Source organism: Mesorhizobium sp. CNPSo 4671 (assembly GCF_057784245.1).
Window position 1 is genome coordinate 25,351 of sequence record NZ_JBWLUW010000019.1, and the last position, 24,609, is coordinate 49,959.

A 24,609-nucleotide genomic window follows, 5' to 3' on the forward strand; every position below is an offset into this window, starting at 1 on the left:
GCGGTTCGGGCTGCCGAGCTCGGACCGCGGCGTCGAATGGATTGCAATTGACTGAACTGGAAGTGGCGTTTGAATCGAAGTTTGCCGTAAACGGCAACGTCAAACTGCACTACACGGCGGCGGGCTCTGGCCCGCCGATTGTGTTTCTGCACGGCTTTCCGGATCACGGCATGGGTTGGCGCCGGCAGTTGGAAGCACTTTGCGGCCGCTACCGCGTGATTGCGCCCGACCTGCGGGGCTATGGGCAAAGCGATGCGCCGCAGGGCTACGGCAACTATGTGCTGGCAAACCTGATCAACGACGTGCTGGCCGTTCTGGCCGCGGAAAAGCTGACCCAGGCCGCCATTGTCGGCCACGACTGGGGTGGCATCGTTGCATGGTGGCTGGCCATACGCGCGCCGCAGGTCGTGCGCCATCTCGTCCTGCTGTCGACGCCGCATCCGCGCAATCATCTCAACGCCATTGCCGATCCGGCCAATGCCGAGATGATCGCCTACATACGCAGCTTCCAGGTACCCGGCGCAGCCCAGATGCTGAACATCGACGACCTTGCTACCTGGGTCGCCGATCCGCAGGATAGGCAGGCGCTGACGGACTCGCTGCGGCGATCCAGTCCGGAAGCAATGCTTGGCTATTACAGAGCCAACATTCCGCTCGGCAAGGTGCCAAGTCTGGGACAATTGCCACTCGTCAAGGCACCGACCCTGGTCCTGTTTGGCACCGACGATCCCTATGTTCCCGTCAGCGCTTTCGATGGCACGTTCCGCGAGGTCGACAATGTGACCGCGCTGATAGCTCTGCCCGGCGCCGGTCATTTCATCCACCATCAGGCAGCGAAGTTCGTCACCGAGCAGATCGAAGCCTGGGTGGAGAGACCGCCTTCCAGTTTCCGACACCTTGCGTAAGGTGTCTCACGGCCGCGTGAAGAATTGCAGCAGGCCGACCACCGTCTGACCTCAGGCCGCCGGCATCGGGCCGAAGCGGATCCGGAAGCGCCGGTTTTCGCGGCCCTTCTTCTCGATCTTGCCGATGTGGATTTCACCGATTTCGCCAGTGCTTTTGACATGCGTGCCGCCACAGGGCTGGCTGTCCACCGAAGCGTTGTCACCGATGCAGACAAGGCGGATCTTGCCAGTGCCGACCGGCGGCCGGACGTTCTTCGACTTCACCAGGCCGGGATTCGCGGCGAGTTCCTCATCGCTGATCAGCCTGGTGAAAATCGGATGATCGGAGCGCACCAGATCCATCAGGCGCGCGGTCACCTCTTCCTTCGAGAAGCTGGCGTCCGGAATGTCGAAATCGACGCGGCTGTCATCCTCGGAAACCGCCGCACCCGTGATCGGAAATGGGCAAACGACTGTAAGCAGGTGGCAGGCCGCGTGCATGCGCATCAGCAGATGCCGGCGCTCCCAGTCGATCGCGAGTTTGATCTTCTCGCCTACCGCCAGTGCCGCCTGCTCCGGCGTCGGCACATGGATGATCTCGTCCTTGGTCTCACCCGTGATGGTGGCCGCAATTGCGATGCGGCTGCCATCGGCGCGTTCGAGATAGCCGGTATCGCCTGGCTGGCCGCCCGAGGTGGCGTAGAAGATCGTCCGATCGAAAATGATGCCGCCGCGATCATTGACGGCAACGACCGTCGCGTCCGCCGTGCTGAGATAGGCATCGTCCCGAAATAGCGCTTCCGTCTTGTGCGCCATCACGTAACCTTTTCGAACGGCACCGAAATCTTGCTCTGCAGCTCCATCCAGCCCGGTACAGGCAGGTTCTTCTCGCGCAGGAATTCCGGGTTGAACAGCTTCGACTGGTAGCGCGTGCCGTAGTCGCAAAGGATGGTCACGATGGTGTGGCCAGGACCCAGTTCCCTGGCCAGACGGATGGCGCCGGCAATGTTGATGCCGGTCGAGCCGCCGACGCACAGGCCCTCTTCCTGGATCAGGTCGAAGACGATCGGCAGCGCGTCCTCGTCCTTGATCTGGAAGGAGAAGTCCGGCGTGAATCCTTCGAGATTGGCGGTGATGCGCCCCTGCCCGATGCCTTCGGTGATCGAACTGCCCTCGGATTTGAGCTCGCCACTGGTGTAGAAACTGTAGAGCGCGGCGCCCAGTGGATCAGCGAGCGCAATCTTCACATCCTTGCTCCTGGCTTTCAGCCCGAAAGCAACGCCGGCCAGCGTGCCGCCGGAACCGACCGACGAGACGAAACCGTCGACCTTGCCACCGGTCTGAGCCCAGATTTCCTCTGCCGTGGTGCGGATATGTCCATCTCGGTTGGCGACATTGTCGAACTGGTTGGCCCAGATGGCACCATTCGGCTCGCTCCTGGCCATCTGTTCGGCCAGCCGTCCCGACAGTTTCACGTAGTTGTTAGGATTCTTGTAAGGCACCGCCGGCACCTCGATCAGCTCGGCACCGAGTAACCGGATGGTGTCCTTCTTTTCCTGGCTCTGCGTATCGGGAATGACGATGACCGTGCGATAACCCAGCGCCTTGGCGACCAGCGTCAGGCCGATGCCGGTGTTGCCGGCCGTCCCCTCGACGATGACACCGCCCGGCTTCAACAGGCCGCGCTGTTCGGCGTCCCGGATGATGAACAGGCCGGCGCGATCCTTGACCGATTGCCCCGGATTCATGAATTCGGCCTTGCCCAGGATCTCGCAGCCGGTTTCTTCGGAAGCTTTGTTGAGGCGGATCAGAGGCGTGTTGCCGATCACGTCGATCACAGAACGGGGCATTCGGGATTCCTTGTGTGCGTGCGCCGAAACCCTAGAAACCCGAAGCTTCGGTTTCAAGGCAAGAATTCGTCTGGTCCAGTCGCATTTCAGGCACTGCGATCTAGACCGGGCTCGATATCGCACAGTTCATTTGTGTCTGCGGGCGAAAAGCACTCTTTTCATTCGATTTCCTGACCGCTAGAGCAAGGCACCAACAAACTCGGCAGGGCGCAGCATGACACTCTATCGGGCCGATCCGAAACACGGCGTCGCCTGGGTCACGGGCGGCTCGAGCGGCATTGGCCGCTCGCTGGCCAGGGATCTGGCATCCCAGGGCTATGCGGTGGCGGTAACGGCACTAGACGACGATCCGATTGACACGCTCATCGTCGAGACCGCGCAGATGCCGGGCAGCGTCAAGGCTTTTCCCTGCGATGTCACCGACGAACCGCGCATGGCAAGAACGGTCGCCGCGATCGAGAAGGAGCTCGGCCCGATCGTGCTCGCGGTCTTCAATGCGGGGAACTACATTTCGACGCCGGGGGAGGCTCTCGTCGTCAGCGACTTTCGCAAGTCCTTCGAGGTCAACTATTTCGGCATCATCAACGGGCTGGTGCCGGTTGTGGAGCATATGCGCGTGCGATCGCGCGGCCATGTCGTGCTCGTCGGATCGGTCACCGCCTATTTCGGCTGGCCGACCACGGCCGCCTATGGCGGCACCAAGGCGGCGATCAACATCTTGGCCGAGTCGCTGAAATATGACTTCGACAAGATGAACATCCGCGTCCAGGTGATAAACCCCGGTTTTGTCGACACGCCGCTGACCGAAAAGAACATGCTGCCGATGCCGGGCCTGATGCCGGTCAGCCGGGCGACGCGCCGCATGGTGAAGGCAATTAAGTCCGGTGGCTTCGAAGTCACCTTTCCATACCGCACGAGCTGGCCGCTGAAGTTTCTCGCTTTGTTGCCCAGGCCGATCACCCGGTGGGTGATCATCTTGACGACCAGCTGGAAGGCAAGGCCGCTGCATTACGAGCGCAAGCCGCCCAACAAATAGGATGCCCACAGGATTGGTGGTGTGGTTACCCGGACGGCCGTTGCCTGGTCATGGCCACCACCATAGGTTTGTTGTTGTTGCGTGGAGTCTGCAATGGGGCGACGGATCGTGCTTGTTGTGCTGGGCCTGATCGCCGTTCTTGCTCTGGCTTTCGTCTTCGGCCCACGCGTTCCCGCAGACACCACGATCCGCTTCGATCCTTCCGTCATCGGTGACGATCCGCAGGCCTATGTGGCAAAGGTGGAAGCCGCCGTGCCCGGTATCCGCGACGGGCTGGAGAAGGAGATCGTCTGGGCCAACCCGATGGTGCATGCCAAGACGCCGCTGTCGATCGTCTATATCCACGGTTTCTCGGCTTCAAAGGGCGAGGTCCGCCCGTTGCCCGACGACGTGGCCGACCAACTCGACGCCAACCTCTTCTACACCCGCCTCACCGGTCACGGGCAGGACGGCGCGGCTATGGCGCAAGGCAGCATCAATGCCTGGATCAACGACTATGAGGAAGCGCTCGCCATCGGCCGGGCGATCGGCGACAAGGTGGTCGTCATCTCGACCTCGACCGGCGGCTCGCTGGCGGCATGGGCGGCAACACAGCCCGGTGCATCGGATGGGGTGGCGGCGATTGCGTTCATCTCGCCCAATTTCGGCGTCAAGGCATCCGGAGCCGAGCTCCTGACCATGCCGTGGGGCAAGCAGATTGCCGAACTGGTGATCGGCAAGGAACGCAGTTTCGTGGCGCGCAACGCGCTGCACGAGAAATTCTGGACCACCAAATATCCGGTCGCCGCGACGCTGCCGATGCAGGCGCTGACGGAACTTGCCTATGGCGCGCCGGTGGAGAAGGCTGATATCCCGGCTTTGTTCATCTTCTCGGATATGGACAACGTGGTGCGGCCGGACCGCACGCGTGAGATCGCCGGGCGCTGGGGTGGCGCGCATGAGCTGGTCCCGATCGAAAGCACTGGCGATCCCGACAATCACGTCATCGCAGGCGACGCGCTGTCGCCGTCGACCACGGCCTTCCTGGCGCAACGGATTGCCGTCTGGGTCGAGGCGGTCGCGAAGTAAGGTTCGGAGACAAAAAGGGCGGCTGAAGCATCGCTTCAACCGCCCTTTCTCTATCGGTCAGGCAACCAGCCAGGCGCCAAGGCTTGGCCAATCGTCACGACGCTTCGTTTAGGCAGCGCGCGCCGCCGGACGCTTGCCGCCGAAGCGGCGTTTGTTGTTGCCCTTGAAAGGCTTGGCGCCTTCCGGCTTGCGCTCACCGGCGAAGGCCGGCTTGTCGCCGAAGCGCTTCTTGCCAAAGCCGTTGCCCTTGTTCTCGCCGCCCGGCCGCCTGCCGTCGCGACGGCCATTGCGGTCGTTGCGATCATTGGCCGGCTCGAAGCGCTCGTTCTTTTCAGCCGGATTGCGCTGCGGATCGGGGCTGCCGAGATGGTCGGCAACGATCGGCAGCTTGGTGCGGATGATGCGCTCGACCTGGCGCAGCTTGCTGTTCTCAGAAGGATCGCAAAGCGTGATCGCGATGCCGTCCATGCCGTTGCGGCCGGTGCGGCCGATGCGGTGGACATAGCTTTCAGCCTCGTCCGGCAGGTCGAAATTCACGACATGGCTGATGCCGGGGACGTCGATGCCGCGCGCCGCGATATCGGTCGCGACGAGAATGCGCACCGATCCCTCACGGAAATCGTTGAGCGCCTTCTGACGGGCGTTCTGCGACTTGTTGCCATGGATGACGGCGGCCTTGAAACCATCGCGTTCGAGGTCCTTGGTCACCCGGTCGGCGCCATGCTTGGTGCGCGAAAAGATGATGACGGACTTCATCGCTTCATCGGCGAGCATGGTCGACAGAACCTGACGCTTCTGCTTGGTGCGGGCGAAGACGACACCCTGCACGATCTCTGCCGCCGCAGTGCTTTGCGGCGAGACTTCGATGCGGACGGGGTTCTTCAAGAGGCCCTTGGCCAGTTCGGCGATCTCGTCCGGCATGGTGGCCGAGAACAGCGCCGTCTGGCGGTCGGGCGCGGTCGCCTTGGCGATGCGCTTGACGTCGTTGATGAAGCCCATGTCGAGCATGCGGTCGCCCTCGTCCAGAACCAGCCATTTGGTGTCGGAGAGGATGAGGTCGCCCTCGCGCACCAGGTCGGTCAAACGGCCGGGCGTGGCAATCAGGATGTCGACGCCAGGAGCAACCTTCTTCACCTGGCTGAAGCGCGAGACGCCGCCCAGCACCAGTGCGGTGGAGACATGCTGGCCTTTTGCGAGGATCTTGATGGTGTCTTCGATCTGCACGGCAAGTTCGCGCGTCGGCGCCAGGATGAGCGCACGGGCCGTCTTGGCACGGCGCTTGGTGCCGAGCGCGATGATCTTCGACAGGATCGGTAGCGCAAAGGCCGCGGTCTTGCCGGAGCCCGTCTGCGCGATGCCGAAAATGTCACGGCCTTCCAGCTGCGGCGGGATGGCCTGCATCTGGATCGGCTTCGGCTCGGTGAAGCCGGCGTTGTGGGTGGCCTTGAGCAGCGCACCCGTAATCCCCAGCGCTGCGAAACCGGTGAGTTCCGCGGTGTCGCTGCCGGGCAATGTGTTTTCGTTGGTCAAAATAATCTTCTTTCACGCGGCTCTATGGCCGCAAACATCAATGGCGGCAGGGCGCAACCTGCCGTCGAAAAATTTGATATGGAACGACAAGGCGGGCGGACGGTATCGTCCACTCGGCTGCGCTGTCGTGCCCGCAGGCGTCATGCCACGGGGCTTTTTCGCCGCCTTACCGATTTGCCGGAAAGAGGGAAAACAGACGCAACCAGTCTCATTTGTCGAGAAGGCCGGAATCTCCCGGCCCAAGCGCCTATGGGCTGCATATGGCTGAGTTCGCCTCGGAATGCAAGAGGTGTCATGTTGCAGTGCAGCAAAAACCGGTCAAAAGCCAACGCTTGCGCTCCCTGGCGGGCATCATTACCACAAAGCAGCTTCCACTGGGGACCGAGCGATGAAGGACGTGCTGAAGGAACTCGAGCGCCGGCGTGAGATCGCCCGCATGGGTGGCGGGCAGGCGCGCATCGATGCCCAGCACAAGAAGGGCAAGCTCACGGCGCGAGAGCGCATCGAGGTGTTTCTCGACGAGGGTTCGTTCGAGGAATTCGACATGTATGTCGAGCATCGCTCGACCGATTTCGGCATGGAGAAGACGAAGATCGCCGGCGACGGTGTCGTCACCGGCTGGGGCACGGTCAACGGTCGCCCGGTCTACCTTTTCGCCAAGGATTTCACTGTGTTCGGCGGGTCGCTGTCGGAAGCCCATGCCGAAAAGGTCATCAAGGTGCAGGAGATGGCGCTGCGCAACCGCGCGCCGATCATCGGGCTCTATGATGCCGGTGGCGCGCGCATCCAGGAGGGCGTGGCCGCCCTTGGCGGCTATGCCGAGATCTTCCAGCGCAACGTGCTTGCCTCCGGCGTCATTCCGCAGATTTCGGTGATCATGGGCCCGTGCGCCGGCGGCGACGTCTATTCGCCCGCCATGACCGACTTCATCTTCATGGTGCGCGACACCTCCTACATGTTCGTCACCGGCCCGGATGTGGTGAAGACTGTCACCAACGAGACGGTGACCGCAGAAAGCCTCGGTGGCGCCTCGGTGCACACGACGAAATCCTCGATCGCCGACGGCGCTTATGACAATGACGTCGAGGCGCTTTTGCAGATGCGCCGGCTGGTCGATCTGCTGCCTGCGTCGAACACATCTGACATTCCCGAGATCGAATGCTACCAGTCGGTCACCGACCATGATTTGTCGCTCGACCGGCTGATCCCCGACAACGCCAACAAGCCCTACGACATCAAGGAGCTCATCCTGAAGGTTGCCGATGAAGGTGACTTCTTCGAAATCCAGCAGAGCTTCGCCAAGAACATCGTCACCGGCTTCGGACGCGTCGAAGGCCGCACGGTCGGCTTCGTCGCCAACCAGCCGATGGTGCTGGCCGGCGTGCTCGATTCCGATGCCAGCCGCAAGGCGGCGCGCTTCGTGCGTTTTTGCGATTGTTTCTCGATCCCGATCGTCACCTTCGTCGATGTGCCGGGCTTCCTGCCCGGCACCGCGCAGGAATATGGCGGGCTGATCAAGCATGGCGCCAAGCTGCTTTTCGCCTATGCCGAAGCGACCGTGCCGAAGATCACCGTCATCACCCGCAAAGCCTATGGCGGCGCCTATGACGTGATGGCGTCGAAACATCTGCGCGGCGACATGAATTATGCCTGGCCGACGGCGCAGATCGCGGTCATGGGCGCCAGAGGCGCGGTCGAGATCATCTACCGCAAGGACATTGGTGACGCCGAAAAGATCGCAGCCCATACAAAGACCTACGAGGATCGCTTCCTGTCGCCCTTCGTCGCCGCCGAACGCGGTTATGTCGATGAGGTGATCATGCCGCACTCGACCCGCCGCCGTATTGCGCGCGCGCTCAGAATGCTGCGCAACAAGGATATGCAGAACCCCTGGAAGAAGCACGACAACATCCCGTTGTGAAGCGACCGATGGGCGTCTGCCAGCGGCAGCCGTCGAACACTCACTCCTCCTCGGCCGCGCCGAACCCCGCGTCCCTGGGCACGCTGGTCGCGCTCGCCCAGGGTGTTGCGTGGTTGTCGATACGCATCTGGAAGATGAAATAGGTCGGCGAGCAGAAGCCGATGCCTTTCACTTTAGCGGCACCCGGCGTGTCCGACGGCAGCGACTGGCACATATAGTCCTCGCGGCAGAAATGATCGGCCGAGCAGGCCGGCCGGTTGCCGCGATTGACCGCGCCGCCGAGGCACTGGTCGAAATTGTTGGTCGCCACGCAAGTGTCGAATTTCTTGCCGCCGACCAGCCCGCAGATTTCATTCGGCATCGGCTTGCCCTTCTTGAAGGCGGCAAAGCTGCGGTCCTTGTCGTCACAGGCGCGGTAAGCGATGCCGGCCGGCACGCCGATCTTCGGTGGCCGGCAGGTATAGGCGGTCCGCGAAATCCCCGGCGCGAAGGCTGCGAACTGCCCAGTGATCTTGTAGCGATCGTTGAAGGGCTGCGACTGGTTGCTGGCAATCGACCCTGTCCGGCAGGGATGGCCGGAGAACATTTTTGGGCCGTCCTTGGGCAACAGACATTGCGCCAGAGTGGTGCGCACGCCTGACGCGGTTGCCAGCGGCGTGCAGACCGTGCCGCCGCCGCATGCCCAAGTCGCGCCGAAACGCTTGGCGTCCTCCGGCATCAGGCACGGCATCGCCATTTCCGCCGGCGCGTAGTCGACGTCGCCGGTATCGGTCCAGGTGGCTGGCGGTGCGAAGGACAGCGGCCGGTAGCGGTTCGGCTCCTTGCCTTGTTGCGTTGCGCGCAGCCAGGCCTGGCGCCGGGGAATCTCGGCATGGAGATGCGGCGAGATGCCGACTTCGATGCGGTTGAGTGGCGACGTCGTTTTGTCGTCGAGGCCGATGAAGTGGAAGCCGGCCGTGGAACCCGCCTGATGGCAGCCCTGACAAGCGCCATTGTCCAACCGCTCGACCAGCGCCTGCGGCGTGCGCACCAGCTTCATCGAGGAATAATCGAGCGATCCGAGTTCCTTGGGTTGGAATATTTGCGTAAACGGATGGTTGGCCTGCCGTGCACTGCCGAAGGTCGACCACGAGATGATCTTTTTTGCCAGGAATTCGTCGGGGAGTTCGTAGACGCCGAGATCGACCGACGCGACATTGGCACTGACATAGTCGGCGAGCTTTTTCTTCAACGCCGCGTCTATCGAAAGTCGCCCAATGTCCGGCGTGTTCTCGAGCGGCTTCTCGATGACCGCGGCACCTTCGATGCCGAATATCCGCATGAGGTATGCGGCCTGTCCGCCGAATTCAGTCTCCTGGCCGGAAGGAAAGCGCACCACTTGCGCATTGAGTTCGAGTTGCTTGAAGGTCAGCGCGGCCCGCTCCAGCGGTCCGCCGGCCAGCCAGCCGGCATCGACGCCCTCATCGAGTTGCGGTGTCCAGCGCCCGGCAACGCCGACACAGCCGCCATCGGCATCCGGCGCCGTACGGTAGACCGCGTTGAAGTTGAACGGCAGCCGCGAGGCCAGGAGCTTGCCGTCCTTCTTGAAACTATAGGCCAGGCGATAGATGAAACGCACCTCGCCGCAGCTCTTGTCGCCTTCCAAGGCAGCGAAATCGCGCCGGTCGAGCCGATTGACGACGCCGACCAGACGGAAGCGTGCCGCTTCCGTCTTCAGCCAGCGCATGTCCATGATGCGCCCGACATTGCCGTCCGTCACCTCGTACAGCGTGCGCCCGCCGGCCTTCATCTCGGCCCGCAACGTGGCGACGTCTGATGCCACCGTATCGACGATCGCATGATAGGCCGGCTCCTTGTCATAGAGCGTCTTCAGATCGCCGGCGCCATCGGCGCCGAAAATGCCGGCGAAGCCAAAACCCTTGGCATCGAGGGCGGCGAGGACTGCCGGATCGTCGACGATGGTCACCGGCTGCTCGGCGCGCACGCCATGCGATGCGAACAGCGCGATGACGGTCGCAACGGCGAGCGCGAAACGCTTCATCCGATGGGCATTTTCTGTCGTGCCTCGACCAGTTCGCGCAGCACAGGCACCAGCGCCAGCGGCAGATCCTCGGCGATCAGGCCCGGACCGAAACGGCTGCCGGTCTCGGCATGGATCCACACCGCCGCACACGCTGCTTCGAACGCCGGCATGGCTTGCGCCAGCAGCCCGGCGGTGATGCCTGACAGCACGTCTCCTGATCCGGCAGTGGCAAGCCAGGCCGCGCCATTGGTATTGATCGCCGCCCGGCCATCGGGAGCCGCGATCACCGTGTCGGCGCCTTTGTAGACGACAACGGCATTGGCACGGGTGGCCGCCGCACGCGCCTTGTCGAGCTTGGACGGGACATTGTCGCCGGCGATATCAGGAAAGAGCCTGGCGAACTCACCATCGTGCGGCGTCATCACCAGGGCCGGCGCATCCGGCCGGCGCGCCGCCTCGAACAAGATTTCCGGCGCCTCGCGAAACGCGGTGATCGCGTCGGCGTCGAACACGAGGCCATCGACCTGTGCGGAAGCACCCTGCGGTTGGCCGGAGGCGAGGAGCGCAAGTCCAAAGGTCCGCGTTCTCTCCCCGACGCCAAAGCCGGGGCCAAGAACGAAGGCCGAAGGCCGGCGCTCGCCGACAAACTCCCTGATGTCTGACACGTCATCCGTCTTGCGCAGCATGATCGAGGTCAGATGGGCGGCATTGACCTGCATGGCGTTGCCGGGCGACAGCACGGTCACCGCCCCTGCCCCGCTTCGGGCCGCGGCAAGCGCCGACAGCCGCGCCGCACCGGTGGCGCTCGGCCCGCCGGAAAAGACGCCGACATGGCCGCGCTTGTATTTGTGCGCGTCGACTGCCGGAATCGGAAAATCGCGCAGCCAATGCGCCGGCCTGTTCTCGAACGCCCTGGGCTGGAGCTGTACAATGATGTCGTCGCCGATGCCGATATCGGCCAGCACGATCTCGCCGCATCGCTCCCGGCCCGGCAGCAGCAGATGGCCGGGCTTCTTGCGCGCAAAGGTCACTGTGGTGGTAGCGGTAAATGCCACGCCCAATACTTTGCCGCTGTCGCCGGAAACGCCCGAGGGCAGATCAACCGCGACAACTGGCAAACGCCTATCTGTGGCGATGCCGACCGCCCTGGCGGCATCGCCGGACAGTGGCTTGGTCAGCCCGGCCCCGTAAAGCGCATCGACCACGATCGAGCCGGGCTCGGCTACAAAGCCGGACAGCGGCCGGGGCGCGATCGGGCACTCCGCCGCGGCGAGTGCCGCGTCGCTTTGCGGCCTCGGCGCACCGGACGCCCAGACCGTGGTGGCGACGCCGTTGCCGGCCAGGATGCGGGCGACGACATAGCCGTCGCCGCCATTGTTGCCGGGACCACACAGCACGTGGACATGTGTCGCTGAGGGATAATGCCTGAGAATCTCGGCCGCGACCGCTTCGCCGGCGCGGCGCATCAGGCCGATACCATCGATCGGGCCGGCGGCAATCGCCAGCCGGTCTGCCTCGCCCATTTCGGCGGAGGTAAGAACTTCATCGCTCATGGATTGCCCATCCGCATTCGATCAAGCATTGTCCAGTTTTCGGGCCGAAGCAAACGAAGAGGAGTTCATCATCAGCTGCGGCCATGTCGCCAGGAGGGTATCAACGCGCGAAGATGCACATTCAGTGGGCGATCTGCCCAATTATTATGCGGACGCAAGTGCTGGCACTGTGTAGGCTTCAGCAGTTCATGCCGCATCCGATGTATCGAATGACGCGAATTTGCACCTCGGCGCGACGTGACTTGGAAATCGTATGAAACCGCTTCGAATCCAGCTATCTGGCACAGTTCGTGCTTGATGGAAGCGCAAGCGGGGGCTCACAACCCGTTTTTTTGGCAGTGGAGGCCACTTTTTACATGAAAAAGATCGAAGCGATCATCAAGCCATTCAAGCTGGACGAAGTGAAGGAAGCGCTTCAGGAGGCCGGACTGCAAGGCATCACCGTGACCGAGGCCAAGGGCTTCGGCCGCCAGAAGGGCCATACCGAACTCTACCGTGGCGCCGAATATGTCGTCGATTTCCTGCCCAAGGTGAAGATCGAGGTTGTCCTCGGCGACGATGCGGTCGAAGGCGCGATCGAGGCCATCCGCAAGGCGGCCCAGACCGGCCGTATCGGCGACGGCAAGATCTTCGTCTCCAATATCGAGGAAGTCGTGCGCATCCGCACCGGCGAAACCGGAATGGACGCCGTCTGACGCGACCATCCTCCAAGAAACGTCATCCATCAAAAAACGTCATCAAACAGGGATACATGACATGACGACAGCCAAAGACATCATGAAGCAGATCAAGGACAACGACGTGAAATTCGTCGACCTGCGCTTCACCGACCCGAAGGGCAAGCTGCAGCACGTAACGATGGATGTCGTCGAGGTCGAGGAAGACATGTTTGCCGATGGCGTCATGTTCGACGGCTCCTCGATTGCCGGCTGGAAGGCCATCAACGAGTCCGACATGGTGCTGATGCCCGATCCGGACACCGTCCATATGGACCCGTTCTTCGCCCAGTCGACCATGGTCATCCTGTGCGACATCCTTGATCCGGTTTCGGGCGAATCCTACAACCGCGACCCGCGCGGCACGGCCAAGAAGGCCGAGGCCTATATGAAGGCCGAAGGCATCGGCGACACCATCTATGTCGGCCCGGAAGCCGAGTTCTTCGTGTTCGACGACGTCAAGTACAAGGCCGATCCCTACAACACCGGGTTCAAGCTGGACTCCACCGAACTGCCGTCCAACGACGACACCGACTACGAGACCGGCAATCTCGGCCACCGTCCGCGCGTCAAGGGCGGCTATTTCCCGGTGCCGCCGATCGACAGCGCGCAGGACATGCGCTCCGAGATGCTGACCGTGCTCGCCGAAATGGGCGTGCGCGTCGAAAAGCATCACCACGAGGTCGCCGCCGCCCAGCATGAACTCGGCATCAAGTTCGACACGCTGGTCCGCAACGCCGACAAGATGCTGATCTACAAGTATGTCGTGCACCAGGTCGCCAACGCCTACGGCAAGACGGCCACCTTCATGCCGAAGCCGATCTTCGGCGACAACGGCTCGGGCATGCACGTCCACCAGTCGATCTGGAAGGGCGGCAAGCCGACCTTCGCCGGCAATGAATATGCCGGCCTGTCGGAAACCTGCCTTTTCTACATCGGCGGCATCATCAAGCACGCCAAGGCGATCAACGCCTTCACCAACCCGCTGACCAACTCCTACAAGCGTCTGGTGCCCGGCTACGAAGCGCCGGTGCTGCTCGCCTATTCGGCGCGCAACCGCTCGGCCTCCTGCCGCATTCCGTTCGGCTCGTCTCCGAAGGCCAAGCGCGTCGAGGTCCGCTTCCCCGATCCGGGCGCGAACCCCTACCTCGCCTTCGCCGCCATGCTGATGGCCGGCCTCGACGGCATCAAAAACAAGATCCATCCCGGCCAGCCGATGGATAAGGACCTCTACGACCTGCCGCCGAAGGAGCTGAAGAAGATTCCGACCGTCTGCGGCTCACTGCGTGAAGCCCTGCAGAGCCTCGACAAGGACCGCGGCTTCCTGAAGGCCGGCGGGGTCTTCGACGACGACCAGATCGACAGCTATATCGAGCTGAAGATGGCCGAAGTGATGCGCTTCGAAATGACCCCGCATCCGGTCGAATACGACATGTACTACTCAGTCTAAGATTCCGTTGGGATAGTCGAAAAGCCCTTGAAGGTTTTTCCCTTCAAGGGCTTTTTGTTGTCTCGACGCTCCGCGATGAACCGCGTGGCCAGCCAACAGCGTGGCGAGCTCTTTTGGTTTTTAATGATTGTTTGATGGTCGGACTTGCCTGGACCAGTGCCCCGGCAGAAGATCCAAATGAAGGCTAACGACCAGTCATTTCCAGCGCAACAAAACGCCAGGAGCGAGCGGTACACTGCCTCAGGCTGCAATGCCCGCTCGTCCGGCGCCCCCGCCAATGCCGTCGTTCAAGAAACCCCGCCCCGTTCGAACAGCATCGCTTTGGCGTAACCCCATGCGGTGAATACGCATGCCGCAGCGTGATCTGTCAACGCCGCCGGACGAAGGCATGAATCGCCAATTTCGATGTATGAACAGAGGCTTATAGACAGGATCATTGGTGTACGGATGAGCTGAAACAGGCCGTTTTACGGGCTTTTTCGACGAACTCGGAAACGCACGACACTAGTGGCGCCGACGGGTGTCCGTCAAAAGCCTCCCCGTCCGGTGAATTTGTTCGATCCTTTTCAGCCTGACTTTTTTTGGGGGTATTCGCTCCGCCGGCCAGGTCCGGCAAAGAGAACCCCGACCGAAGCCGGGGTTCTTGCGGGGACAAGAGTCGGAGGGTGACGCCTATCCGGCAAGTTCGTCTGGGCCGTGCAGGTTCCAGTCCGTTCGCCTGGCCAGCACCAGCACATAGTAGATCGCCGCCACGGCCATGATCAGCAGCGTCGCGATCAGGCTCGGGCGGCCGAAGGCTGCGTCGAGCAGGTTCTGGTAGGCGACATAGACCAGCGCCACGAAGGCCAGGATGGTCGGCACCGGAAACAGTGGCATGCGGTAGTGCCCGCCTGCCGTGCTGCCGTTGCGGCGGCCGGCAAACACCGCCACGCACAGAAGCGCGTAGATCACCACCAGCGACGTTCCGCTGACCACCAGCAGAAGGTTGATGTCAATGAAGCAGGCGACTGCCGCCAGCACCGACACGACGATGGTGGCGATCCAGGGTGACGCGTAGCTGCCATGAACAGAGGCGACGGCGGCGTTGATCGGACCGAACCAGGTCTTGTCGCGGCCGGAGCTGAACAGCAGCCGCGCCGCCTGCAGGATGATGGCGATGACCGCGTTGAAGATGGCGACGGCGATGGCAAGGCTGATCAGCACCGTCAACGCATGGCCGCCACGCGCCTCGAGGAAATATTCTATTTTCTGCGGTGCGGCGAGCAGGCCCGGAAGATCCGGTGAGCCGAGCAGCACGGCGGTCAGCGGAATGAGCTCCGCGGCGACGGTGATCAACAGCGCCCAGACCACCACCTTGCCGATGTTGCGTTTGGCGTCCTGCGTCTCCTCGCCGAAATAGGCAGCCGCGCCATAGCCATTGTAGGCAAAGAGCGAAACGGCGGTGGCCGCAAGGATGATTCCGGCCGACGCCGGCACCAGCGTGTTGGTGGCATCGAGCAATTGCGGCGAGGTGAACAAGCTCGACAGCGGCCGCTCGACATGAGCGAAGCCGAGGCCGGTCAGGATCAGCAGCGCCAGCATCTCGATGCCGAGGAAGATGCCGGTGACGAAGGCGTTGAGCTTGATGCGCATGGCCGCGACCGTGCCGGCCAGCGCGATCGTCACCACGCCGACCCATTGCGGGCTGAGGTTGGGAATGAGCACGCCGAGATAGGTGCCGACGCCGAGCGCGATGACGGCGACGATCAGCACGATCGAGACGAACACCAGCACCAGCGTGACAAAGCCCCAGAAGCGGCCAAGCGTCCGGCCGATCATGGTGTATTCGCCGCCGGCCATCGGGTAGGCCGACGACAGCTCGGCGTAGACAAAGGCCATGAACAGCCCGATGACCGCGGCAACGACGAAACTGAGGAATGAGCCGGTGCCGGCGAGCGCGATGACACCTGGCACGATGATGAACACCGAGGATGCCGGCGTCACGGCCGACAGCACGATCATCAGCGTGCCCAGCGCGTTGAGCGCCCGGTCCAGTCCCTTGGCGGTTGGCGCGGCCTTGTCGACCGCCCCTGTTGTTGCTTCGTTTGAAGACATCGTCCTCCCCTTTTTTTAATAAGATAAAAATTATCCTCCGCTGCGGAACCTATCGATGGAGTCAGATATCGTCAACAAATATGGAGCAATGGTGCTTGCAAAATTTTCCATGCCAGTTTTAAACTGAATCAAATTCAGGAAACAGAAATGGGACGACCCAAAACTCAGACCGATCGCCGCCTCACCCTCGTCGCGGCTGCAGAATCGATGATCGCAAGGCGCGGCCTTGCCGGCGTCACGTTGCGCGACGTAGCCAATGAGGCAGGGATGAGTTCGAGCGCCCTGCTCTACTACTATCCCGGCCTCAAGGACCTGCTGGACGATGTGCAGCGCAAGGCCGTCGAGCGGTTCTGCACGCTACGCGCGGCGTCGGTCGCCGAGATCGCCGATCCGCGGCTGCGGCTGAAAACGATGATCGAGAGCGGGCTGCCGACCGACGCGGACGACCAGCTCTGCCGCCTGCTGCTCGAGCTCGGCGCCTATTCGCGCTCGGATGCGAGCTATGCCGCCCGCCACATCACCTTGTTCGAGCGGCAGGTGTCGATCTATGTCGGCATACTGGAGGCGGGTGCGGCCACCGGCATCTTCAAACTGCAGACGACCAGTGAGACGATCGCGCGCAGCCTGGTGGTGCTCGAGGACGGGCTGGGGCTGCATCTCGTCAACGTTGTGCCCGCGGTCGATCAATCGTCAGCACTGGCAATCCTTACCAGCTACGCCGAGCTTGCGACCGGCTGCAGCCTTCGCTGAGCCGGCTTACATCAACGGAGCGAACCCCAAGCATGGACCAATTGCCGACCCAGATCACCACGCCAGCCGGCAAAGCGCGGGCCCGGGCGCTCGCCATTCCCTTGCAAGGGACGCCCGGCCCCGCCAATGCCATCACCGATGTCGACGGTGTCCTGGTCGGCTACTCCACGATCATCAAGGGCGAAGGCAAGCTCAATGGACAAGGACCGGTGCGCACCGGCGTGACGGCCATTTTGCCGTTCGGCCATGACGGCGTCGGTGTCGCCTGTGCCGCCGGCTATCATTCTTTCAACGGCAATGGCGAGATGACCGGCGCATCGTGGATCGAGGAGGCCGGCAGCATCAGCCTGCCGATCCTGATCACCAACACCCATGCGGTCGGCCCTTGCCATCGTGGCGTCATCGACTGGGTGGCGCGCCATAAGCCCGAAGTCGCTAACCAGTGGCTGCTCCCGGTGGTGGCCGAAACCTGGGACGGCTATCTCAACGACATCAATGGCTCGCATGTCACGGTCGACCACGCCATCGCCGCGATCGACAATGCGACCAGCGGGCGTATCGAGGAAGGCTCGGTCGGCGGCGGCACGGGCATGAATTGCTACGCCTTCAAGGGCGGCTCCGGCACCGCCTCGCGGGTCGTCGACTACGGCCATCGCTCCTACACGGTCGGCGTCTTCCTGCAGGCCAATTTCGGTTCGCGTCGCGAACTCACCATCGCCGGCGTGCCACTCGGCGATCAGCTGGCGGACGACAATCCGATGGAGTCGTATTTCGGGGGCGGCCCGACGGGTGCCGGCTCCTGCATCGGCATCGTCGCCACCAACGCGCCACTTCTGCCCGGCCAATGCAAGGCGCTGGCCAGGCGCGCACCGCTCGGCCTAGCGCGGACCGGCACCACCGGCTCGCATTTCTCCGGCGATATTTTTCTCGGCTTCTCAACCGCTAATCGCGATGCGCTCAACGGCCGCTTTCCCAAAGGTCCAGCCAGCGAAGACAGCTACAGCCACATCAATTTCATCCCATGGGGACGCATGGACGATTTCTATGCCGCTGTCGTGCAGGCGACGGAGGAGGCTGTGCTCAACGCGCTCCTCGCCAACGGCGACATGACCGGACGCGACGGCAACCGCACGCCTGCTTTGCCGCATGCCAAGGTTTTAGCGGCGCTGAAGGCGCGTGGAGCTGTCACCGGCTGAGAACGGCAGACGCACCAGCGCGTCGCAAACGCGAAAAGCCCTGGCGTTTCCGCCAGGGCTTTTTGTTGCAGAGCTTGGTCGCGGCGAGAGCTTGTTATCCGCGCCGCGAAAACAATCAGGCGGCGGCAGAGACCTTCGCGTCGGTCGCAACCTGCGAGATCGTCTTCAGCACCTGCGAGGCGATCTGGTAGGGGTCGCCCTGCGAGTTCGGACGGCGGTCTTCCAGATAGCCCTTGTAGTCATTCTTGACGAAAGAGTGCGGCACGCGGATCGAGGCGCCACGATCGGCAACGCCGTAGCTGAATTTGTTCCATGGCGCGGTCTCGTGCTTGCCGGTCAGGCGCTTGTCATTGTCCGGGCCGTAAACGGCGATGTGGTCCATCAGGTTCTTGTCGAACTGCGCCATCAGGGCCTCGAAATAGGCCTTGCCGCCGACTTCGCGCATGAACTTGGTCGAGAAGTTGCAGTGCATGCCCGAGCCGTTCCAGTCGGTGTCGCCGAGCGGCTTGCAGTGGAATTCGATGTCGATGCCGTAGGTCTCGGTCAGACGCAGGAGCAGGTAGCGCGCCATCCAGATCTGGTCGGCGGCCTTCTTGGAGCCCTTGCCGAAAATCTGGAATTCCCACTGGCCCTTGGCCACTTCGGCGTTGATGCCTTCATGGTTGATGCCGGCGGCCAGGCACTGGTCGAGATGCTCTTCGACGATCTTGCGCGCGACATCGCCGACGTTCTTGTAGCCAACGCCGGTGTAATAAGGGCCCTGCGGCGCGGGATAACCGCTCTCCGGGAAGCCGAGCGGACGGCCATCCTTGTAGAAGAAATATTCCTGCTCGAAACCGAACCAGGCGTCCTCGTCGTCGAGGATGGTCGCGCGGCTGTTCGATTCATGCGGGGTGACGCCATCGGGCATCATGACCTCGCACATGACGAGAATGCCGTTGGTGCGGGCCGGATCCGGGTAAAGTGCCACCGGCTTCAACACGCAATCGGAGCTACGGCCTTCGGCCTGCATGGTCGAGGAACCGTCAAAGCCCCACAGCGGCAGCTGTTCGAGCGTCGGGAATTCGGCGAATTCCTTGACCTGCGTCTTACCGCGAAGATTGGGGACCGGGGTGTAACCATCGAGCCAAATGTACTCGAGCTTATATTTCGTCATTCTAGCCTCTCGTTGCTTGTTCACCGAACACCAAACGGCGTCGACATGCGTCTGCCGTCGGCAGCCGGCGCTGCCGGTCCCTAAAATGCAATTCGTGTGCCACTCCGGTGCCGACAGGTGCGGCAAAATGGCCGCGAGATCACGTTGAATTTGCTGAGCCGCCTCATCACTGGGCCCATATCAGTCAAACCAGGATTGTGCATAAATATTAGGCAATTGCTGATCTTTTCGTAGGCATATTGCCTAAATGAATCGCAGGACCTATCTTGAGGCAAAGCTGAATCGACACGCTCCTGAAAAAGAAAGGAGACCGCCCATGGAAGTCGTTCCCTCCCGTCCGTCGGCAAAAATTCTGATGTTCCCTCTGGCAGCGCGCAACTCTGCCTCAAATTTAGGCGCAAAGGCGAAATTCGCGGCAGAGCTCGCCTCGCTGCGTTACACGCACGCCGATTTTGACGGCTGGTACCACGAAGCGGCGATCGAGGAAGAAAATCAGCCAAAGAGCTGATCCGCTTCTTCGTATCTGAGACACGGAAAAGCCCGGCGTGATCGCTCACGCCGGGCTTTCTGTTGGCCGTTGCTCCGTCCACTAGTCCTTGGCGTGCAAATCCGTGCCAAGCGTATCCCGAACGAAGATCATGCCGATGACCAGCGTCATGGCCGCAATCACCACCGGATACCAAAGGCCATAGTAGATATCGCCCTTGTAGGCACTGAGCGCGAACACCGTCGCCGGCAGCAGTCCGCCGAACCAGCCATTGCCGATGTGATAGGGCAGCGACATGCCGGTGTATCGGATACGGGTCGGGAACATCTCGACCAGGATCGCCGCGATCGGCCCGTAGACCATGGTCACAAAGAGGATCAGGATAAACAGGATACCGATCGTCATCGGCCAGTTGATCCCTGCCGGGTCGGCGAACATGGCGAAGGCGCCACCGCCCGGGATGTTGTAGACTGTGACCTCCGATGCACCCGCGGCCTCGTCCTTGGTCAGGATCTTGTCCTTGATTGCCTGGTCGACAGGAACAGTCGCCTTCTCACCGGCACGGATGGCGGCGGCATCGAGCTTCAGTTCCGGATTGGCGGCGACAAACGCGTCGAGCTTCTGGTCAGCGATCTTGATCGCCGCACGCTTCAGCGGATAGCCACCGTCCTGCAGGGACATGTTGACGGCCTTCACGAAGGCCGCGTCCTTGGCTTTCGCCTGGTCGCCGGCTGCGATGGCATCATAGGAGTCCACCGTCTCACCGCCGATCTTCACCGACGCAGCCGTTCCGGGGGCGGCCGTCGACAACACCTCAAAGGGAACCGAGTTCTTGGTCAGGAACGAGGTCGCGATGTCGCAGGACGTCGTGAACTTGGCGGTGCCGACCGGGTTGAACTGGAACCTGCAGTCGCCAGGTGCGGCGGTCACCGTCGCACGCGTGTTCTTCTGGGCATTGGCGAGCGCCGGGTTGGCGGCCCAGGTCAGTGCCTTGAACAGCGGGAAGGTGCAGACGATCGCCAAGGCGAGACCCGCCATGATGATCGGCTTGCGGCCTATCTTGTCGGAAAGCCAGCCGAACACGACGAAGAAGATCGAGCCGAGGGCAAGCGCGATGGCGATCATGATGTTGACCGACTGCGCGTCGACCTTCAGTACGTTCTGCAGGAAGAACAGCGCATAGAACTGGCCATTGTACCAGACCACGGCCTGGCCAGCAGTGAGGCCAAGCAGCGCCAGCAGTGCGATCTTGGCATTCTTCCACTGGCCAAAGGCTTCCGAGAGCGGTGCCTTGGACCCCTTACCTTCGTCCTTCATCTTCTGGAATGTCGGAGACTCGGAAAGAGACAGCCGGATCCAGACTGAAACTGCAAGGAGCAGGAAGGAGACGATGAATGGAATGCGCCAGCCCCAGTCGGCATAGGTCTCCTTGCTCAGAGACCCCTGCACGATCAGGATGACGATCAGCGACAGGAACAGGCCGAGTGTCGCCGTCGTCTGGATCCATGACGTGTAGAAACCGCGACGGTCGTCAGGCGCGTGCTCGGCGACATAGGTGGCTGCACCGCCATATTCGCCGCCGAGCGCCAGACCCTGCAGCATGCGCAAGATGATCAGGATCACTGGAGCGGCAATACCCCAGCTTGCATAACCAGGCAGCAGGCCGACCAGGAAAGTCGACAGACCCATGATCGTCATGGTGACGAGGAAGGTATATTTGCGGCCGACAAGGTCACCGATACGGCCAAACACCAGAGCCCCGAACGGCCTGACGAGAAAGCCGGCGGCAAATGCCAGCAGCGCGAAGATGTTGCGCGTCGCCTCCGGAATGGTCGGGCTAAAAAAGGTCGAGCCGATGAAGGCCGCCAACGAGCCGTAGAGATAGAAATCGTACCATTCGAAAACGGTGCCGAGCGAGGAAGCGAAGATGACCTTCTTCTCTTCCCGTGTCATGCCGCGGCTGGTTCCGCCGGCGGTCGATGCAATTGCCATTGAGTTGTCCTCCCGTGAGACACTGTTCTCGATGCTGCGTTCAATCGTCCGCGTACTCCTCCGAACGCGGACTCACGACAGCCATCACGGAAAAAATGACAGAAAGCGCCCGCCGAAGGCAGAGCGACGATGGGATTATGACTTTGGTATTAGGTGCGGTGCGGTAGGACCGGCAGGTCAGGCCTTGAGCGCTTCGAGAAGGCTGACGGCAGCCACCATGTCGCGCTTGCGGGCGGCGCGGCGCGCGACTGCTTCGGCGTCCTGCCCCCAATGCTCGATCTGCCAGTCCTCGTCGACATGGCCTGCGGCCCAGGCGGCCTCGACGTCGAGCTCGCCGAAATCGACCGCCAGCGCCAGCAGCGCCGAACCGGTCAGCGAGGTCATGACGTGGATGGCGGCCAGCCGCAGCGGTTCCGCGCGCTGCGCGAGATAACTGCCCAGAACGGCGATGGACTCACGCGGCTGCTCGACATGGATGATCCCCTCGGCAAGGTTGAAGCGGGCTCCGAGTGCGGCGCGCGCCCAATCAATGACCGGATCCCAGTGCTCGTTCTGCCGCTCGACCAGCCCCTGCGGCGCATCCGTGCGGTAGCAGAGCAAATCGGACGCGGCAAAGCGCAGTATGTCTTCCAGCACCGCTTGCGGATCGCTGGCGACGCCATCGATAGCGGTGTTGACCAGCCGCATCACCGGCATCGTCACCGGATTGATCGTCTCGCCCTGCTCGGCGAATTCGTCGGCAACCAGCACTGCTGCCGCCTCGGTCGGCAGCGCCAGCAGTGCCTTGCCCGGCGTGCGCACCGGCTTGCCATCGAGATGCACGGCGAAACCTTCCTCTACCGGCACCACCGAGACGGCCTTGTAGAAGCGCTTGGGCAGCGGTGTCTTCATCTGGATCTGGGCGCGGCGCACCGGATCCGGATCGGAAAGATATTTTCCGGCTTCGAGGTCGTTGAGGATGTCACGCATGAAAAATCTCTCTCACACCGGTGTCAGCTTGCGTGCCGGCCGGTTGACCATGATCAGGCCCGCCGCAATCAAGCCAAGTGCCAGAAAAATGCGAATGGTCAGCGGCTCGTTCAAGATGATAGCGCCGCACAAAACACCGAAAACCGGCGACAGGAAGGTGAAGCTGGACAGGCCTGAGGCCGGATAGCGGCGCAGCAGCCAGAACCACAGGACATAGGTGAAAGCGACGATGTAGATAGCCTGGAAAAGCAGCGCCAATGTCGGCAACAAGGAGGGATCGCGCACCGGGGGACCGGCGAGAGGCAGCACCAATATGCCGACGATCGCCGCGCCGGCGAGCTGATAGAGCAGCAGCTTCTCGGCGCTCGCCTCGACCAGTTTAGACCGCTTGATAAGGATGTTGGTCAAAGCCCAGAAGAATCCGGAACCGAGACTGAGGAGGTCGCCGAACAGCATGTCCCCGCCGCCAAGCTTGTCGGAAAGGACGGTGGCAAGGCCGGCGAAGGCCAGCAGCAGGCCAAGGAACTTGCGCAGGGTGATCTGTTCGCCAAGCAGGAAGTGCCCGCCAATCAGCATCCAGAACGGCATCGAGTTGACCAGCAGAGTGTTGCGGGCAACCGTCGTATGCTCCAGGCCGACATAGAGGCAGAGGAACTCGATGCCGAAAAGCACGCCGACGGCAATGCCAGCCAGCAATGTGCCATCGCGCGTGAACAGCGCGATGCCGCGCCAGCGACACCAGAGGAAGACGCAGAAGCCGCCGATGATCGAGCGCGCAATCGACAGGAAGACAGGGTCGTAGCCGGCATAGGAGATTTTGGCGGCGACGTAGTTCAAGCCCCAGGAAAAGGTCAGGCCGACCATGATGGCGGCGGCGGCCATGTCGACTGCGTCGCGCCGATCAAGCGCGTCGGTGGCGCCGCTCAACCTCAATCCTCCGCGCTGGCGTCGTCGAAGCCGATCAGGTTCCAGCTCTGGCGCATATGCGGCGGCATCGGCGCGGTGACGTCGATCACGCCCTTGTCCGGGTGCGGAATGATAATGCGGCGCGCATGCAGATGCAGGCGGTTCTGGATGCCGCCCGGAAAATCCCAGTTGGTGTCGGCCTCGAAATACTTCGGGTCGCCGATGATCGGGCAGCCGATATAGGCGGCATGGACCCGGAGCTGGTGGGTGCGGCCCGTATAGGGCTCCATCTCCAGCCAGGTCATGGTCTGCGCCGCCTGCTCGATGATGCGGTAGTAGGACACGGCGTGGTCGGCGCCTTTTTCGCCATGCGCGGCGACCCGAACACGGTCGCCGTCCTCGGTCGGCTCCTTGATCAGCCAGGTCGATATCTTGTCCTCGCGCTTCGGCGGCACGCCCTTGACCAGCGCCCAATAGGTCTTTTTCGTTTCGCGGGCGCGGAACGCTTCCGACAACTTCATGGCGGCCAGTCTCGTGCGGGCGACGACCAGCACGCCCGACGTGTCGCGGTCGAGCCGGTGGACCAGCCGTGGCTTCTCGCCCTTCTGGTTGCGCCAGGCTTCCAGCATGTCGTCGACATTGCGGGTGACGCCCGAGCCGCCCTGCACCGCAAGGCCCGCCGGCTTGTTGAAGACGAAAACCTTGGGATCCTCATGGATCAGCATTTTTGCCAGAACGTCGGCATCGCCCTGATTGCGGATCGAATGGCCGGTCAGCGCGCTCTCACCCTTCTTGTCGACCTCGAGTGGCGGGATGCGCACCACCTGGCCAGGCTCGACACGGCTGTCGGCCTTGACGCGGCCGCCATCGACGCGGATCTGGCCGGAACGCAGCAGCTTCTGCAAATGGCCGAAACCAAGGCCCGGGAAATGGGTTTTGAACCAGCGATCGAGCCGCATGCCCGCCTCGCCGGCCTCCACCGTGATCTGTTCAACGCCTGCCATTTTTTCTTCGCTTACCCGTTTCCA

Annotated in this window: 20 protein-coding genes; 9 read left to right on the forward strand and 11 right to left on the reverse strand. The window is 62.2% G+C overall.

The window, feature by feature from the left end:
• Positions 1-47 precede the first annotated feature (47 nt).
• Entirely contained in the window at positions 48-905 is an 858-nt protein-coding gene (locus AC04SF_RS33000; RefSeq protein ID WP_488481198.1) for an alpha/beta fold hydrolase, read from the forward strand.
• Between the two features lie 51 nt (positions 906-956).
• Here AC04SF_RS33000 and AC04SF_RS33005 read toward each other — a convergent pair whose 3' ends face one another.
• Together AC04SF_RS33005 and AC04SF_RS33010 are read right to left on the reverse strand one after the other, a co-directional pair.
• Positions 957-1,700 carry an alanyl-tRNA editing protein gene (locus AC04SF_RS33005; RefSeq protein ID WP_488481199.1) on the reverse strand — a complete coding sequence of 248 codons (744 nt, stop codon included), beginning with the start codon at positions 1,698-1,700 and terminating at the stop codon, positions 957-959.
• Positions 1,700-2,734, reverse strand: coding sequence for a cysteine synthase A (locus AC04SF_RS33010; RefSeq protein ID WP_488481200.1), 1,035 nt, complete (start codon positions 2,732-2,734; stop codon positions 1,700-1,702). Before AC04SF_RS33010 ends, AC04SF_RS33005 begins: the two co-directional genes overlap by 1 nt.
• A gap of 214 nt (positions 2,735-2,948) precedes the next feature.
• On the opposite strand from AC04SF_RS33010, the gene AC04SF_RS33015 reads away from it, so the two are divergent.
• Both AC04SF_RS33015 and AC04SF_RS33020 read left to right on the forward strand, forming a co-directional pair.
• Positions 2,949-3,770, forward strand: a complete 822-nt coding sequence (locus AC04SF_RS33015; RefSeq protein WP_488481201.1) for an SDR family oxidoreductase — start codon at positions 2,949-2,951, stop codon at positions 3,768-3,770.
• Positions 3,771-3,863: 93 nt separating this feature from the next.
• Positions 3,864-4,838: an alpha/beta hydrolase gene (locus tag AC04SF_RS33020; protein WP_488481202.1), complete on the forward strand. Its 975-nt coding sequence runs from the start codon at positions 3,864-3,866 to the stop codon at positions 4,836-4,838.
• Between the two features lie 108 nt (positions 4,839-4,946).
• Here the strand turns inward: AC04SF_RS33020 and AC04SF_RS33025 are convergent, their stop codons facing one another.
• Positions 4,947-6,368, reverse strand: a complete 1,422-nt coding sequence (locus AC04SF_RS33025) for a DEAD/DEAH box helicase (RefSeq protein WP_488481203.1) — start codon at positions 6,366-6,368, stop codon at positions 4,947-4,949.
• A gap of 388 nt (positions 6,369-6,756) precedes the next feature.
• Here AC04SF_RS33025 and AC04SF_RS33030 point away from each other — a divergent pair, with 388 nt between their 5' ends.
• On the forward strand, positions 6,757-8,289 hold the full coding sequence (locus tag AC04SF_RS33030; RefSeq protein ID WP_032930196.1) for an acyl-CoA carboxylase subunit beta: 1,533 nt from the start codon (positions 6,757-6,759) through the stop codon (positions 8,287-8,289).
• Between the two features lie 40 nt (positions 8,290-8,329).
• On the opposite strand, the gene AC04SF_RS33035 is transcribed toward AC04SF_RS33030, so the two are convergent.
• Together AC04SF_RS33035 and AC04SF_RS33040 are read right to left on the reverse strand one after the other, a co-directional pair.
• Complete coding sequence (locus AC04SF_RS33035; protein WP_488481204.1) at positions 8,330-10,330, reverse strand: hypothetical protein; 2,001 nt, start codon at positions 10,328-10,330, stop codon at positions 8,330-8,332.
• A complete protein-coding gene (locus AC04SF_RS33040; RefSeq protein WP_488481205.1) occupies positions 10,327-11,865 on the reverse strand; it encodes an NAD(P)H-hydrate dehydratase in 1,539 nt (512 codons plus the stop codon). The genes AC04SF_RS33035 and AC04SF_RS33040 overlap by 4 nt, the downstream gene beginning before the upstream one ends.
• Positions 11,866-12,221: 356 nt before the next feature.
• Here AC04SF_RS33040 and AC04SF_RS33045 point away from each other — a divergent pair, with 356 nt between their 5' ends.
• The gene (locus tag AC04SF_RS33045) at positions 12,222-12,560 is read left to right on the forward strand and encodes a P-II family nitrogen regulator (RefSeq protein ID WP_006205430.1); all 339 of its coding nucleotides are present in this window, start codon (positions 12,222-12,224) and stop codon (positions 12,558-12,560) included.
• Between the two features lie 61 nt (positions 12,561-12,621).
• The gene (glnA, locus tag AC04SF_RS33050) at positions 12,622-14,031 is read left to right on the forward strand and encodes a type I glutamate--ammonia ligase (protein WP_096445705.1); all 1,410 of its coding nucleotides are present in this window, start codon (positions 12,622-12,624) and stop codon (positions 14,029-14,031) included.
• A gap of 672 nt (positions 14,032-14,703) precedes the next feature.
• On the opposite strand, the gene AC04SF_RS33055 is transcribed toward glnA, so the two are convergent.
• Positions 14,704-16,125 carry an APC family permease gene (locus tag AC04SF_RS33055; protein ID WP_488481206.1) on the reverse strand — a complete coding sequence of 474 codons (1,422 nt, stop codon included), beginning with the start codon at positions 16,123-16,125 and terminating at the stop codon, positions 14,704-14,706.
• Positions 16,126-16,272: 147 nt separating this feature from the next.
• Between AC04SF_RS33055 and AC04SF_RS33060 the strand changes: the two genes are divergently transcribed.
• Complete coding sequence (locus AC04SF_RS33060) at positions 16,273-16,875, forward strand: TetR/AcrR family transcriptional regulator (protein WP_488481207.1); 603 nt, start codon at positions 16,273-16,275, stop codon at positions 16,873-16,875.
• Positions 16,876-16,907: 32 nt separating this feature from the next.
• On the forward strand, positions 16,908-18,071 hold the full coding sequence (locus tag AC04SF_RS33065; protein ID WP_488481208.1) for a DmpA family aminopeptidase: 1,164 nt from the start codon (positions 16,908-16,910) through the stop codon (positions 18,069-18,071).
• A 115-nt stretch (positions 18,072-18,186) separates the two neighbouring features.
• Here AC04SF_RS33065 and AC04SF_RS33070 read toward each other — a convergent pair whose 3' ends face one another.
• The gene (locus tag AC04SF_RS33070) at positions 18,187-19,227 is read right to left on the reverse strand and encodes a glutamine synthetase beta-grasp domain-containing protein (RefSeq protein WP_096445694.1); all 1,041 of its coding nucleotides are present in this window, start codon (positions 19,225-19,227) and stop codon (positions 18,187-18,189) included.
• Between the two features lie 316 nt (positions 19,228-19,543).
• On the opposite strand from AC04SF_RS33070, the gene AC04SF_RS33075 reads away from it, so the two are divergent.
• On the forward strand, positions 19,544-19,735 hold the full coding sequence (locus AC04SF_RS33075; protein ID WP_488481209.1) for a DUF2735 domain-containing protein: 192 nt from the start codon (positions 19,544-19,546) through the stop codon (positions 19,733-19,735).
• Between the two features lie 81 nt (positions 19,736-19,816).
• Here AC04SF_RS33075 and AC04SF_RS33080 read toward each other — a convergent pair whose 3' ends face one another.
• The 4 genes from AC04SF_RS33080 to AC04SF_RS33095 form a co-directional block, all read right to left on the reverse strand.
• Positions 19,817-21,706: an MFS transporter gene (locus AC04SF_RS33080; protein ID WP_488481210.1), complete on the reverse strand. Its 1,890-nt coding sequence runs from the start codon at positions 21,704-21,706 to the stop codon at positions 19,817-19,819.
• A gap of 177 nt (positions 21,707-21,883) precedes the next feature.
• Positions 21,884-22,675, reverse strand: a complete 792-nt coding sequence (locus tag AC04SF_RS33085) for an ATP12 family chaperone protein (protein ID WP_488481211.1) — start codon at positions 22,673-22,675, stop codon at positions 21,884-21,886.
• Positions 22,676-22,687: 12 nt separating this feature from the next.
• Positions 22,688-23,557, reverse strand: a complete 870-nt coding sequence (locus tag AC04SF_RS33090; RefSeq protein WP_488481220.1) for a DMT family transporter — start codon at positions 23,555-23,557, stop codon at positions 22,688-22,690.
• A gap of 47 nt (positions 23,558-23,604) precedes the next feature.
• Positions 23,605-24,585 carry an RluA family pseudouridine synthase gene (locus tag AC04SF_RS33095; RefSeq protein ID WP_019857981.1) on the reverse strand — a complete coding sequence of 327 codons (981 nt, stop codon included), beginning with the start codon at positions 24,583-24,585 and terminating at the stop codon, positions 23,605-23,607.
• Between the last annotated feature and the right edge of the window lie 24 nt (positions 24,586-24,609).